The sequence below is a fragment of the Candidatus Poriferisocius sp. genome (assembly GCF_965204145.1).
In the GTDB taxonomy this organism is placed as follows: Bacteria; Actinomycetota; Acidimicrobiia; order Acidimicrobiales; family Bin134; genus Poriferisocius.
The window spans coordinates 2,528,671-2,542,502 of sequence record NZ_OZ241977.1 but is presented as its reverse complement, the minus strand read 5'-3'; the positions used below and the strand labels follow the sequence as shown (position 1 = coordinate 2,542,502).

Sequence of the window (13,832 nt, the reverse complement as noted above, 5' to 3'; positions counted from 1 at the left end):
ACCCGTGGTCGGGCCGGTGAAGGACTTGACACCCGGCCGGGAGGGTTCGATCCCCTCTAGCTCCACCTAGCACCCTATACGGCGGTGATTACATAAGCCACCCCTTTGCCAGCTAGCGGTGGGCGAGAAAGCGGTTGATGAGGGATTGGGTGGAGGAGTCGCGGGTGGGGTTGGGGGCGGCGGTTCCGGTGAGTTCGGCCGCGATGCCAGAGGCCAGGGTCTTGCCGAGTTCGACTCCCCATTGGTCGAAGGGGTTGATGCCCCACACGGTGGCTTGGGTGAACACTTTGTGCTCGTAGAGGGCTACCAGTTGGCCCAGCGAGTGGGGAGTGAGCTGGTCGCCGAGGAGCACGGTGCTGGGCCGGTTGCCGGGGAAGCTCCTGTGGGGTTCGCCAGCGTCGGGGGCGCCGAAGGCCAGGGCCTCGGCTTGGGCGAACAGGTTGGCCATGAGCAGGTCGTGGTGCCCGATGTGGGAGTGATTGGGGCGGCAGAAGCCGATGAAGTCCACCGGGACGATGTCGGTGCCTTGGTGCAAGAGCTGGTGGAAGGCGTGCTGGCCATTGGTGCCCGGCTGTCCCCACACCACCGGGCCGGTGGGGGTGCTTACTGGGGTGCCGTCGGCCTGCACCGATTTGCCGCTGCTCTCCATGTCGAGCTGTTGGATGTAGGCCGGGAACAGCGCCAATTCCTGTGAGTAGGGGAGCACGGCATAGGTGGGCCAACCCCAGAAGTTGCGGTTCCAGATTCCGATGAGTCCCAGCAGGGCGGGGAGGTTCTCGACCCACGGGGCGGTGCGGAAGTGCTCGTCGATTTGGTGCATCCCGGCCAGCATCTCGCTGAAGGCGTCTGAACCGACGGCGAGCATGAGGCTGAGCCCCACCGCCGAGGCCAACGAGTAGCGGCCGCCCACCCAGTCCCACATGGCGAAGACGGATTCGGCGTCGATGCCGAAGTCTTGGGCCTTATTTGGGCTGGCGGTGACCGCGGCAAAGTGGCTGCTGGCGGCATCTTCACCCACCGCGTCGGCGACCCAGGCTCGTGCAGTGGTGGCGTTGGTCAAGGTCTCGGTGGTGGTGAACGTCTTGGACACCACGATGAACAGGGTCCGGGCTGGGTCCAGCCCCTGTGTGACCTCCCGGAAGTGAGCACCGTCGATGTTGGACAGAAAGCGCACATCCAATTCAGTGTCGGCGTAGGCACCTAGCGCGGCGGTGGCCACAGCCGGCCCCAGATCCGATCCGCCGATGCCGATGTTCACCACCGCATGCCAGTGGCCATTGCGGACCTCAGCCGCGAATTCCGCCATGTGATCGAATTCAGCGCGGACTTCAGGGGGCGGGTTGGGTTGGCGCAGGGCGACGTGCCACGCGGGGCGGTTCTCGGTGGTGTTCACCGGCTCGCCACCGAACATGGCCTCAATTCGGTGCCCCAGCCCGGCCCGGTCGGCCAGGGCGGCCAGCAACTCCACCGTCTCATCGGTCAGGAGGTTCTTGGAGAAGTCCAGCAGCAGTCCGTCGGTCTCGGCGACGAGCCTCTCGCCCCGGTGCCGGTCTCCTTCGAACAAATCCCGCAGGTGGACGCCGTCGAGTGCTTCTCGGTGGGCGCCCAGCGCCTGCCACTCGCCGGTGTCTTGCATCACCCGCAGCGTAACCGGGGCTTTGGTGGCCGCTGGCCGACTATTCGTAGGAGATGGCTTCGAGCACGTTGAGGCGGCTGGCGCGGCGGGCTGGTATCGAAGCGGCCAGCAGACCGGCGACGGCCACGATCACCAAGTAGATCGAGAGCGTGAGCCACGGTATGGAGAACGACGAGACGAAGTTGTCGGGGATGATCTCCACTGTGGCCCAGCCGAACAGCACCCCGACGGTGATGCCCATGAGCCCGCCGAACACGGCCACGATGCCCCCCTCCCAGCGGATCATCCGCCGGGCCTGGCGCCGGGACATTCCCACCGCTCGCAGCAGGCCCAGTTCCCGGGTCCGCTCGAACACCGAGAGGGCCAGCGTGTTGGCCACCCCCATGAGGGCGACGATCAGGGAGATGGCCAAGAAGGCGTTGACCACCCCCAAGAACGTGTTGATCTGGCTCTCCTGGGTCTCCTGGAACTCCACTTGGTCGCGCACGTTGAGCTGGGGGTAGGCCAGGATCGCCTGCTCGAGTGCTTCCCGGGCCTGGTCCGCGGTGTAGCCCGGGGCGGTGAGAGCCGAGATGAAGGCGTCCTCCTGGGCGGTGAGGTAGCGGTCCCAATCGGCGGTGTCGATCAGCCAAGAGCCCAAGACTGCGTTGTCGGCGAAGACGGCCGCCACCTCGAAGGTCGCCGACTGGCCGTCAGAGAACTCCAGCTCCACCGGATCGCCAACGCCAACCGACAGGTCCTCAGCCTGGTTAGTGTGCAGGGCAACGTTGCCAGCACCGGCACCGTCAAAGCTCCCCTCCACCACGTCGAGGTCGAAGTGCAAGGGGACGGCACCAAGTTCGACAGCCCCGACTTCGTCGATATCGCCGTCAATCGGGGAGCGGATACCCTCGAACTTGTACCGGAGGGCCAGCACTGACGACACCTCATCGCGCTCGCTGATCCTCTGGGTCGCTTGAGGGCTGAACGTCGCCGTGGGGTCGCAGTTTCCCGGGCAGATGAGCCAGTCGGACTTCACCGAGCGGTCCAAGGTGTCGTCCAGGGTCTGCTTGAACGATTGGCCCAGCACCGAGACCATGGACACCAAGGCCAGGCTGATCATGAGCGCCGAGGCGGTGGTGGCCGTGCGCCGGGGGCTGCGCTCCGCATTCTGGCGAGCCAGCCGTCCGCTGACTTCGGAGATCTTGGCCGGCAGCCATCCCAAGACTCGGGAGACCGGCACGGCAAAGGCCGGGCTGACCAGGTTCATCCCCACGAACACCAACAGCGCGCTCATGCCCAGAAGGGCCAAAAGCGAGCTGGTCGAGAAGTCTCCGACCACGGCCACGATGAGCATGGCCAGACCCAACACCAGCACCCGGGCCTGGCCCACCGGCTGGGGCAGGTTGCGTCCTCCGACGAAGGCCAGCACCGCGCCGGCCAGCGCAGTGACAATGATTACCAGCGCCGTCTCCCAGACGATTCCGAACGCCACCAAGATCACGCTGGAGGCGGTGAGCAGCTTCTCCAGCCCCGTAGACCGGTGCGCCTCGGTGAGGCGGGGCGGCATATTGCCGGTGAGCGCCGCCATCGGAGTCACCTGACGGGCTCGCAGCGCGGGCCAAATGGCTGACACCGCGGTCACGCCTACCCCGATCAAGACTGCGGCCAGAATCGAATTGGTGCCGACGATGATGGGCGCGTCGGGAAGGCCTGCACCGAAGCTGGAGATCAGCGCTCGGATGCCGAGAGAAATCAGCACGCCCAATCCGAGCCCGGCGGCGCTGGCCACCACCCCGACGGCGATGGCCTCGCCGACGACGATGGCAGTGACCTGCCGGCCGCTGGCCCCCAAGGCCCGCAACAGCCCCAGCTCCCGGGTGCGCTGGCTCACCAGGATGGTGAAGGTGTTGTAGATGATGAAGGCCGACACCACCAGGATCACCACCGCGAATCCCAGCATGAAGTACTCGAAGAAGCCGATGAACTCGTCGAACAGATCGGCCTGCTCTTGCACCAGCTCCTCGTTGGCTACCACCTCCAGGCCATCGTCGAGCACCGTGGCGACGGCCGCCGATGCCGCTTCCGGCGAGGTGTTGGGCTCAAGCCGGATGTCGATGCTGTCGTAGCCCCCTCCGTTGTGCAGCAGCTCGCGGGCGGTCTCGATGTCCCAAGCCGTCATCTGCGCGCCCGCGGTGGCGTTGTCGCCGGTGCCATAACGGAAGAGCCCCACCAAGGTGAACGATTCGGTGCCGGCGGGAGTAGACACCCGATAGCGCTCTCCCACCTCGAAGCCGTTGTCGTTGGCGGTGTCGGCGTCCAAGGCGAATTCGTCGGGCACATCGGGGACTCGACTCACGCCGTCGGGCCACACTTCCAGTGCTCCGAGGGAGTCGTCGGAGGGCCAGCCGATGCCGATCTGCGGTGGGCCGACCAGCTCCAGGGCCTCGCCGTCGGCGGTGATGGGAATCACGTTGAACTCGACCACCGTCCCCACCGCGGCGGCCACCCCGTCCACCGACCGCACGTCATCGAGGAGTTCGGGGTCGACCAGCGTTCCGCTTTCGCCCCTGTCGCCGAATGCCAGCTCGGGGCGCACCGACAGGTCAACGCCCTGGAAGATGTCCGCAGAGAGATTGTCGAACGTGGAGCGAAGCCCCGAGGTAGTCACCAGCACGCCCACGGTGAATCCCACGCTCACGACAACGGCCAGCGTGGTCAGCATGAACCGGATGCGAGTTCCGGCGATGCTCTTCAGGGCGTAGCGGATGAGGCCGATGAGTAAGTATTACTGGTGAGCGATGGCTTCCAGCACGTTGAGGCGATTGGCTCGCCGGGCCGGGAAGAAGGCGGCCAGCATTCCGGCCACCGCCGCCACGACCAGGTAGATCACCAGCGTGGGCCACGGCACGCTGACCGTGGAGATGACGCTGCTGGGGAGCGCGGCAGCCGCGATGGCGCCGGCCACCACGCCGGTTGCGATGCCCACCAGTCCTCCGAAGACGGCGACGATGACGCTCTCCAAGAAGATTGCTCCCCAGATCTGCCGCTTGGCCGTGCCGATCGCCCGCAGGAGACCCACCTCCCGGGTTCGCTCGAATATCGACAGGGCCATGGTGTTGGCGATGCCCACCACCGCGATGAGCAGCGCGAGAACCAAGAACACGTTGATGATCACCAGGAACGTGTCGATCTCAGTGGCTCTGCCCTCTCGGTATTCGGCCCGGTCCTTGACGTTGACCTGGGGGTAGTCGGAGAGTTCCGATTCCAGGCTGGACCGAGCCTGGTCCTTCCCGATCCCCGGAGCGGTGATGGCCGTTGCCAGGTTGTCTTGGGTGCCGCCCATGAATTGGTCCCAGTCGCCGAAGTCAACCACCAACGGACCGACCACCGAATCTTCGCTGTGGAGGGCGACCACTTCAAACGTCGACATCTGCTCGCCGGGGAACTCGAGGAGCAGCTGGTCTCCGACGGCGATGTCCAGGTCGTCGGCCAGGTCGTTGTGTACGAGCACATCGCCGGGGCCGGCGCGGTCCAGGGTTCCGGCGACCACACCCGGATCGACATGGGTGGAGAACGAATCGAGGTCGGTGGCGGTCAGGCGGCGCTGTTCGCCATCGGGAGGGCGCGCTCCGTTGGGGCGGAATCGGAAGGCCATCACCGATTCAAATTCGGGCATCTCAGACATCCGCTGAGTGGCCTCCTGGCTGAATGCGCCCACCGCAGTGCTGAACGTGCTCAGATCGGTGTTGCATTCGTTGACGCAGACGAGCCAATCGGCCTCCACCGAATCCTCGAGCTGGCTCGTCAAGGTTTGCTTGAAGGATGTCCCCAGCACGGTAACCAGCGACACCATGGCCAGGCCGATCATGAGCGCCGAGGCGGTGGTGGCGGTGCGCCGTGGGTTGCGGGCCGCGTTGAGCCGAGCCAATCGCCCGTTGATGGTGAACAGCCGGTCGGCTGGCCAACCCAAGAACAGCGACATCGACCGGGCGATCCCCGGCGTGGCGATGTTGACCCCCAGAAGCATCAACAGCGCCCCCAACCCGAGCGGAAGCAGGAGCTGAGAGGTGGAGAGGTCGGACAGCAGGCCGATCAGCAGCAGAATCAGCCCCACCCCGCTGGCTGTCAATCCGGTGACCAAGGCCCGCCGCCGGTTGAAGGGATCGATCTCAGCCTCGTCAGCCAGCGCCACCATGGGCGTCACCCGGCGGGCCCGCATGGCCGGCCAGATGGCGGTGACCATGGTCACACCGATGCCGATGACCACCGCGGCCGCGATGGTCCACCCGCCGATGATGATGTCGATGGCGGGAAGGTGAGCCCCGGCGTTGTTCAGTGCGCCGGCGATGCCCAGAGCCACCAAGATGCCGAGTCCGAACCCGGCGATGGTGGCCACGATCCCAACGATCAGGGCTTCGACCGCCACGACTTGGGCGACTTGGCGCCGCTCGGCCCCCAGTACCCGCAGCAGCCCCAATTCCCTGATGCGCTGCCCCATGACCAGGGTGAAGGTGTTGTAGGTGATGAACCCCGAGATGATCAAGACGATGACTGCGAAGGCCAGCAAGAGGTTTTGGATGCGGTCGATGTTGCCGGCGAACTCCGCGTTGCTCTCGTCGATGTTGTCCTGCTGGGAGATCACCTCGATATCGGGGCCCACCCTGGCGTTGATGGCCGCGGCCACTTCGTCGAACGACGCCCCGGGCGACAGCTTCCCGTGGATGAGGTCGTAGCCGCCGCCGTCGTGTAGAAGCTGCCGGGTGGTGGGCATGTCCCAGGAAACGGTCTGAAGCGCTATGCGAGTCTCAGGGTCGAGGAAGTACAAGTACCCCACCAACTCGTATTCATCGGTGCCGCCAGGGGTGGCCACCTTGTAGCGCTGTCCGATGACGAAGCTGTTCTCCCGGCCGGTGAAATGGTCGATGGCGAATTCATCGGGCCCGACAGGCCGGCGGCTGACGCCGTCGTCGTAGACATAGATCGTGCTAAGCGCTTCGTTCTCGGGCCAGCCGTATCCGATTTGTCGTCCCACCCCGGGGTCGAGGGCGTTGCCGTCGCCGTCGATGGCCACGACGTTGAACTCCTGCGCCAATCCCGTGACTGCCTCCACCCCGTCGATCGCCATGAGCTCTTCGCTCAGCGACACCGCAACGAGGGGCACGCCTTCGTTGCGATCGCCGACATCGGACGCGGCGCGAACGGTGAAGTCGTACTTTTCGTAAATCTGGCCCGACAGATCGTTGAGGGAGGCGCGGAGACCGTCGGTGGCGATGAGCACGCCCACAGTCAGAGCGACGCCGATGATCACCGCCAGGGTGGTGAGCGCGAACCGAACTTTGACACCGGCGATGCTTCGGAGGCTGTATCGCAGGAGAGTCATTGACCGGTTACCGGGCCATGAACTTCGAGTTCGGGTTACCTGGCTGCGCCTTAGCTCAGTCGTCCAGGTCCTTCATGTATTCCAAGACCTCTTCCATGGTTGCCCCCTCTGGTATCCCCTTGACGAACTGGCCCACTTGCAGGATCTTCATGTAGTCGAGGATCTGATCGGCGGTGGGGTTGAGCATCTCGCCCTGGAGCAGGCCGTCGGCCAAGAACACTGTCCGGTCGGCGAACGATGCCGCCTTGGCGTCGTGGGTGACCATCACGATGGTCTGGCCCAGATCGTCCACCGCCTCGCGCATGAACTTCAGCACGTCGTTGCCCGACCGGGAGTCGAGGTTGCCGGTGGGCTCGTCGGCAAAGATGATCTCCGGCTGGCTGGCCAGCGCTCTCGACACCGCCACCCGCTGTTGCTGGCCTCCCGAAAGCTCGTTGGGCCGGTGGGTGAGCCGATCACCCAGTCCCACGGTGGTGATCACACTGTCGACCCACTCCTGATCGGGCTCACGCCGGGCCAGATCCATGGGCAGGGTGATGTTCTCGATGGCGTTCAGGGTGGGCACCAGGTTGAACGCCTGGAAGATGAACCCCAACCGATCGCGGCGCAACATGGTGAGCTCTTTGTCATCGAGGGTGCTCAGGTCGGTGTCGCCGATGAAGGCCTGGCCACCGGTGAGATTGTCGAGTGCGGCCATGCAGTGCATGAGCGTGGACTTGCCCGAGCCCGAGGGGCCCATGATGGCGGTGAACTTGCCCTTTTCGAAGGTGATGTCCACCCCGTCGAGGGCTCTGACTTCGGTCTCTCCCGACCCGTAGATCTTCACTGCCCCCACCGCGCGGGCGGCGGCCATGACATCGGTGGCCAGCGTGGACGCGTCACTCATGTAAACAGCACCTCTTTGATGAGAACCGGTTCGATGAGAACCGGACCTTTGTCGGCTGGTCTTACGGCTGGGAGACTACACGAAGGTAGGGCTTTTGCTCGTCCCAGCCGCCGGGGAACAACTCCGCTGCCTCATCATTTGAAAGGGCGGGCACGATGATCACGTCGTCGCCGTGCTGCCAGTTCACCGGCGTGGCCACCTTCTTGGCGGCGGTGAGCTGGAGCGAGTCGATGACCCGCAGCACCTCGTCGAAGTTCCGCCCGGTGCTGGCCGGATAGGTGATGGTGAGCTTGACCGTGTTGTCGGGGCCGATCACGAACACCGAGCGCACCGTCATGGTGTCGCTGGCGTTGGGGTGGATCATGTCGTAGAGGTCGGCCACGGCGCGGTCGGCATCGCCGATCATCGGGAAGTTCGGGCGGATGCCCTGGGTGTCCTCGATGTCCTGTGACCAGGCAATGTGGTCCTCCACCGTGTCGCACGAGAGGCCGATGACCTTCACGTTGCGGGCGGCGAACTCCGCGGCCAGGCGGGCGGTGTACCCCAGCTCGGTGGTGCACACCGGGGTGAAGTCTTTGGGATGGGAGAAAAGAACCGCCCAAGAGTCCCCTTTCCACTCGTGGAAGGAGATGGTTCCCTCGGTGGTGTCGGCGGTGAAATCGGGGGCGACGTCCCCTAGTTGAATGGCCATTTCCGGCTCCTTGTTTTGCTGCGATTTATGGAAGGAATTGTGTCCACCCTACCCCCTTGAGGGCAATACCTGACTAAAGAGGTCTGGATTATCTGCTGAGGCGGCGGCGGATGCGGCGGATGCGACCGCCTTCGAGACTGTCGGTGGTGTCGTCGGGGGTTCCGACGGCGGCTTCAAGGGTCTCGGCGGACTGCTCGTCCACATCGGGAACCGGGTCTGGGTCTTCTCTCACCACGATCGGGGCCTCGAAGTCGGGCCCGACTGCATCGGATTCCTCGATCTCGATCAGAGCGGTCTCCAGCGCGGCGCGTATCTCCTCCAGCTCGAACTCGTCGGTGTTCATGAGCGCCCGCAGGTTGCTCATGGGCGATTCAGAGAACTGGCGCAACCGCTCGATCCATTCGTCTCGGTACTGGACGTACACGAGGTGCTGGCGACGGGCCGTCTCATAGTCGCTCTTGATCACCGCGAACACGGTCGCCTCCCCAGCCACGTGCAGGGCGCTCAACTCGGCCCTCATCACCGGCGAGGGATGGCTGGCGATGGCCTCCCGCATCTTCGGGGCAAGTTCTTCGTGTCCGGCCAGGAGCTCGTCGCGCTTACCCATATCGACTTGGAGTCCCGAGGCGTTGATATCGGCCAACACTCTCTGGTGGTTCTCGATCCAGGCCGACACCGTCTGCTCATAGCGCTGATGCCATTGGCCCAGAATCTCTGGGCCGGGCCGGGAAATGTCGACAACGACAGGAGCGTCCTCCGACAGGTTGTCGACCAGCTCGAGGGTCGGCCTTCCATTGTCGGCATCATCGTCGTCTGGTTCATCCTCTGGCTTGGAGTACTCAGCCCCGACGTTGTACAGCACGGGCCCACCCACAGCAGAGCCAGGGTCAGGCTCGGGAACTGGACCCGGGAAAATGTCCCACAGCGCTCTTTTCTTGCGGGTCACCAGGGCCACGATGCCGGCCAGCAGGGCGCAACCCAGGATGATGAACGCGGGAACGGCCAGCCCAGCGCTCACGACTCGCCGACCGTGCTGGCCGCCAGCACGCGCACGTTGGCGGTCGGGGCCGGGGTGGTGGCGGTGTGCTGATGACACGACCAGCAGGTGTCGCGCTCCGTGCCCCACCAGGTGACGTCGCAGCGAGGACACCACATGGTGGCCTTGCGCCTTGCCTTTGGCGCGAAAAGCCATGCACGAGCCGGAACGGCCATGTAACCCACACTAGAAGCGCGGTATGCCGGAATTGTGGATATCCACAGGTTGGTCGGTTGTGCCGGGGTGTGGCGCGTTAGGGCGCGGGTGCTTCCTCTTCGGGCGGGATGATGAGTTCTTGGCCGACCTGGATCAGGTTTGCTGCGGTGATGTTGTTGGCCTCGAGGATCTCATCCAGCGTTTTGTCGTACTGGAGGGCGATCCCCAGCAGGGTGTCTCCCTGTACAACGGTGTGCGTGCGCTCGCCGGGGCGGACGGTTCCGTCGCTGTTGAGCACGACCGGGGCATCCTGGGGAATCTCGATCTGCTGGCCGATGCTCAAGACGTTGGGGTTCTCCAACTCGTTGACGGCGTCGATCTCCTGCCAGGTGATGCCGAACTCGGCGGCGATGCTGCCCAGCGTGTCGCCCTCTCGCACGACGTAGATGAACGCCTCGGGGGTCGAGGTTGGTGTGGGGGTCGGGGGCGGGGTGGGGACGGGAATCTCAACGGTGGGGGTTGCCAACTCGTCGGAGTCCACGCCGATCGGGCGTTCCTCCGAGCTCGTTCCCCCTCCACCACCGCAGGCCGCGCCCAACACAGCCAACATCAGCACCATCAACAACACTTGTGCCCGGCGCATGGCGACACCTCCTCTACTGCCAGTGGCCCTCAACAATAGGCAACCGACCACAAAACCCAAAAAACGGACGATCATCGTCGTGTCCAGAGGACCGCGAATGACCACTCTCTGAACTGATGCTGACAACATGGAGAAGTGTCCACTGTCGGCATCCTGGTGAACCCGCGCTCAGGTAGCGATGTGCGGCGCCTTTTGACCAGCGCGGGCTCTTCCACCGTTGAGGACAAGGTCAGCATTCTGCGCCGAATCATCCACGGCGCCGCCGAGTCGGGCACCGAGCAGGTGGTGTTGACCCGCGATCCCTTCTCCATCACCCGACGGGCCACCGAGAACCTCCAGCTCCCCCTGAAAGTGGAATTTCTTGATCTGCCTTTGCATCACAACGAGCGGGATTCCGCGGATGCGGCCCAGGCAATGCGGGACGCGGGGTGCGGCTCAGTGGTCAGCTTGGGGGGAGACGGTACCAACCGGGCGCTGGCGCTGGGGTGGCCCGACGCGCCGCTGATCCCGCTCTCCACGGGAACCAACAACGCCTTTCCCGTCCATGTGGAGCCCACCGTGGCTGGAATGGCTGCCGGGTTGGTCGCCACCGGGGCAGTGGATCTCTTTGCCCATTCGGTCCGGGCCAAGGTGGTGGCGGTTGAGGTACACGGTGGCGACTCCGGCGCCGAAACCGACATGGCCCTCGTCGATGCCATCGCGGTGGATGACCCTTATGTGGGCTCTCTGGAGCTGTTCGAACCCGAGACCATGATGCTTGGCGTGTTGACCCGTGCCGACCCAGCCGCTATCGGCTTCAGTGGCTTGGCGGGCACGGTGTTGCCCTGCACCCCCGATGAGGAACGGGGAGTGGTGCTGGAGTTCATGCCCCCGAGCCGTAGCCCTGCCCGACTGGTGCGGGGCGCGCTGGCGCCCGGATGGTTCGCCACAGTTGGTCTGGCCCGAAGCGAGTATCTGGGTCTCGACACATCGGTGAAAGTGGACGGACCGTGTCTGCTGGCCTTCGACGGTGAGCGCAGCCGTCGCCTGTATCGCGGCCAAACCGCTTCATTGCGAGTGGTCCGCCAGGGGCCCCGAGTGATCGACGTGGGCGCAGTGGTGCATTCCGGAGCCCGAACAGGCGCGTTTGAGATTCGCGTGGGAGAATCAAACACATGAGTGCAGACATCGTCATCCGTGGGGGAATCGTGGTGGACGGCTCGGGCGAGCCGGGACGGGAGGCCGATGTCGCCATCACCGGGGACCGCATCAGCGAGATCGGTTCGGGGCTGTCGGGCAAGGTGGAACTTGATGCCAGCGGCCAGGTGGTGGCCCCCGGCTTCATCGACATCCACACCCACTACGACGCTCAAGTGTTCTGGGATCCGGCGCTCACCCCGTCGTGCTACCACGGGGTGACCTCGGTGATCGCCGGCAACTGCGGCTTCTCCATCGCCCCCACCCGGCCCAACCACCAAGATCTCATCGCTCGCACGCTCGAAAACGTCGAGGACATGAACGTGGACAGCCTGGCTGAGGGCATCCCCTGGGACTTCGAGACGTTCCCGGAGTATCTGGACTCCATCTCCCGGCGGGGCATCGCCCTCAACTTCGGGGCCTACATCGGCCACACCGCCCTGCGGCTATTCGTGGTCGGCGATGAGGCCTACGAGCGGGCGTCAACCGACGAGGAGGTGGCCCGCATGGTGGAGGTGGTGGCCGATGCCATCGACGCCGGAGCGGCCGGCTTGGCCACCAGCTTTGCCATGACCCACCGAGGGGCTGACGGACTGCCCATTCCCAGCCGATTCGCCACTCGGGAAGAGTTCGAAGCGCTCATTGGCGTGCTCGGCCAAAAGCGCCGGGGCGTGGTGTCGATTGCCCCCGGCGAGCAGGTGGGCATCGACGATATGTACGCGTTGCAGCCCCAGGTGGGCGTGCCGTTCACCTACGGCGCCCTGCTGACCTTCCCCAATGGGAACCATGAGAAGAGCGCGGCCAAGAACCGGGAGGCGTGGGAAAAGGGAATCGAGGTTTGGCCCCAGGTCACTCCTCGCCCGCTCACCTTCCAGATGGTGATGACCGATCCGTTCACCCTCAACGTGAATCCCGAGTTCGCCGCCTTGATGAGCGAGGACCACGACGCCCGGCTCAAGGCGTATGACGACGAGGACTGGCGCAACCGGACGGATGAGGCGTTCAAGCACCAGAAGGCTATGCGGCCGCGGTGGGAGACATTCCAGATCGCCGAGACCGCTTCCCGGCCCGAGCTGGTCGGGAAGCGGCTCACCGATGTGGCCGAGGAACTGGGAGTGCGCCCCCTCGACGTGCTGCTCGACACCGCAGTGTCCGACGACCTGACCACTCGGATCAGTTGCATCATCGCCAACGACGACCCCGACGGGGTGGCCATGCTGTTGCAGCAGGACGGCTGCACGCTGGGACTGTCAGACGCGGGCGCCCACGTGGGCCAGTTGTGCGACGCGCCGCAGGCCACCGACTTCTTGGGCAACTGGGTACGCGATCGCGAGCTCATGCCGATGGAGAAAGCAGTGAGGAAGCTCTCCGCGGTGCAGGCCGACATGTTCAACCTGGTGGACCGGGGTTATCTGCGGGACGGGGCGTATGCCGACGTGGTGGTGTTCGACCCCGACACCGTGGCGCCCGGACCACTGCGCCGGGTGCGAGACTTCCCCGCCAACGCCGAGCGGCTCACCGCGGATGCCTCCGTGGGGATCACCCACGTGCTGGTGAACGGCACCCCCATCCGCCGCGACGGAGAGGCCGATCAAAGCGGCGTGGACGCCCACCCCGGCGAAATCCTGCGCCCCTCTGCCCGTTAGGCACAATTAGGCGTTCACGCAGAATTCGCAAAAGTCCTCTGGCGCGCCTTGACAAAGCGGGCCTAAGCTGAGGCTGAACGCAAGAGCGGGCGCAGTAGCGAACGCAAGCAAAACGCAAGAGCGACAGCGTGGTCGTTCCCACATGATGACGAGGAGATCGCCATGGGGGAAAGAACAGACTGGCGCATTGAGTTGAACCGGGCAGGAGTTGGCCTGCAAGCGCTCTTGTCCGAGGGAATGCCCGCCAAGGATCTCGACCACTGGGTGCAGCGCCTCGAAGACCAGCTCGGAGAACTCAGCCGGGCGCTTACCGGATTCTGCTCGGATTGCGACCTCGGGCTGTTCGACGACTGCATCGAGCTGGCCCCTCGGCTGGTGCCCCAAGTGAACAAGATTCGCACTGAGCAGGTTCAGCTCCAAGCCTCAGTGCAACAGCAGATCGATCGTCTGCACACCCAGAAACCCGACTCCACCCTGGAACGGTCGATGGCCGACATCGTCCACCGGATAGACCAGCTCAATCACCACGCGGTCGACGTGGTGTACAGCGCCTACGAAACCGACCTGGGCGGTCCCGGCTGATCCTTCGCCAGCCGGCGC

The 13,832-nt window shown here is 64.9% G+C and carries 11 protein-coding genes; 3 read left to right on the top strand and 8 right to left on the bottom strand.

Annotated elements, in window-relative coordinates:
* Window positions 1-112: 112 nt before the first annotated feature.
* From pgi to ACOGI7_RS11675, 8 genes are all read right to left on the bottom strand, one after another.
* A complete protein-coding gene (gene pgi, locus ACOGI7_RS11710) occupies window positions 113-1,636 on the bottom strand; it encodes a glucose-6-phosphate isomerase (protein WP_419848940.1) in 1,524 nt (507 codons plus the stop codon).
* 40 nt (window positions 1,637-1,676) lie between these two features.
* Window positions 1,677-4,340 (bottom strand): ABC transporter permease, encoded by a 2,664-nt coding sequence (locus ACOGI7_RS11705; protein ID WP_419848939.1) that lies wholly within the window; start codon window positions 4,338-4,340, stop codon window positions 1,677-1,679.
* A 63-nt stretch (window positions 4,341-4,403) separates the two neighbouring features.
* Complete coding sequence (locus tag ACOGI7_RS11700; RefSeq protein WP_419848938.1) at window positions 4,404-6,998, bottom strand: FtsX-like permease family protein; 2,595 nt, start codon at window positions 6,996-6,998, stop codon at window positions 4,404-4,406.
* Between the two features lie 55 nt (window positions 6,999-7,053).
* A complete protein-coding gene (locus ACOGI7_RS11695; protein WP_419848937.1) occupies window positions 7,054-7,884 on the bottom strand; it encodes an ABC transporter ATP-binding protein in 831 nt (276 codons plus the stop codon).
* Between the two features lie 61 nt (window positions 7,885-7,945).
* Window positions 7,946-8,575: a peroxiredoxin gene (locus tag ACOGI7_RS11690; RefSeq protein WP_419848936.1), complete on the bottom strand. Its 630-nt coding sequence runs from the start codon at window positions 8,573-8,575 to the stop codon at window positions 7,946-7,948.
* A gap of 88 nt (window positions 8,576-8,663) precedes the next feature.
* Window positions 8,664-9,593: a hypothetical protein gene (locus tag ACOGI7_RS11685; protein ID WP_419848935.1), complete on the bottom strand. Its 930-nt coding sequence runs from the start codon at window positions 9,591-9,593 to the stop codon at window positions 8,664-8,666.
* Entirely contained in the window at window positions 9,590-9,730 is a 141-nt protein-coding gene (locus ACOGI7_RS11680; RefSeq protein ID WP_419848934.1) for a hypothetical protein, read from the bottom strand. The genes ACOGI7_RS11685 and ACOGI7_RS11680 overlap by 4 nt, the downstream gene beginning before the upstream one ends.
* A gap of 134 nt (window positions 9,731-9,864) precedes the next feature.
* On the bottom strand, window positions 9,865-10,410 hold the full coding sequence (locus tag ACOGI7_RS11675; RefSeq protein WP_419848933.1) for a LysM peptidoglycan-binding domain-containing protein: 546 nt from the start codon (window positions 10,408-10,410) through the stop codon (window positions 9,865-9,867).
* Between the two features lie 135 nt (window positions 10,411-10,545).
* Between ACOGI7_RS11675 and ACOGI7_RS11670 the strand changes: the two genes are divergently transcribed.
* The 3 genes from ACOGI7_RS11670 to ACOGI7_RS11660 all read left to right on the top strand — a co-directional run bounded on the left by ACOGI7_RS11670 (window position 10,546) and on the right by ACOGI7_RS11660 (window position 13,814).
* Window positions 10,546-11,568 (top strand): NAD(+)/NADH kinase, encoded by a 1,023-nt coding sequence (locus ACOGI7_RS11670; protein ID WP_419848932.1) that lies wholly within the window; start codon window positions 10,546-10,548, stop codon window positions 11,566-11,568.
* Window positions 11,565-13,232 carry an N-acyl-D-amino-acid deacylase family protein gene (locus tag ACOGI7_RS11665; RefSeq protein ID WP_419848931.1) on the top strand — a complete coding sequence of 556 codons (1,668 nt, stop codon included), beginning with the start codon at window positions 11,565-11,567 and terminating at the stop codon, window positions 13,230-13,232. Before ACOGI7_RS11670 ends, ACOGI7_RS11665 begins: the two co-directional genes overlap by 4 nt.
* A gap of 162 nt (window positions 13,233-13,394) precedes the next feature.
* Entirely contained in the window at window positions 13,395-13,814 is a 420-nt protein-coding gene (locus tag ACOGI7_RS11660; RefSeq protein WP_419848930.1) for a hypothetical protein, read from the top strand.
* The last annotated feature ends 18 nt before the right edge of the window (window positions 13,815-13,832 follow it).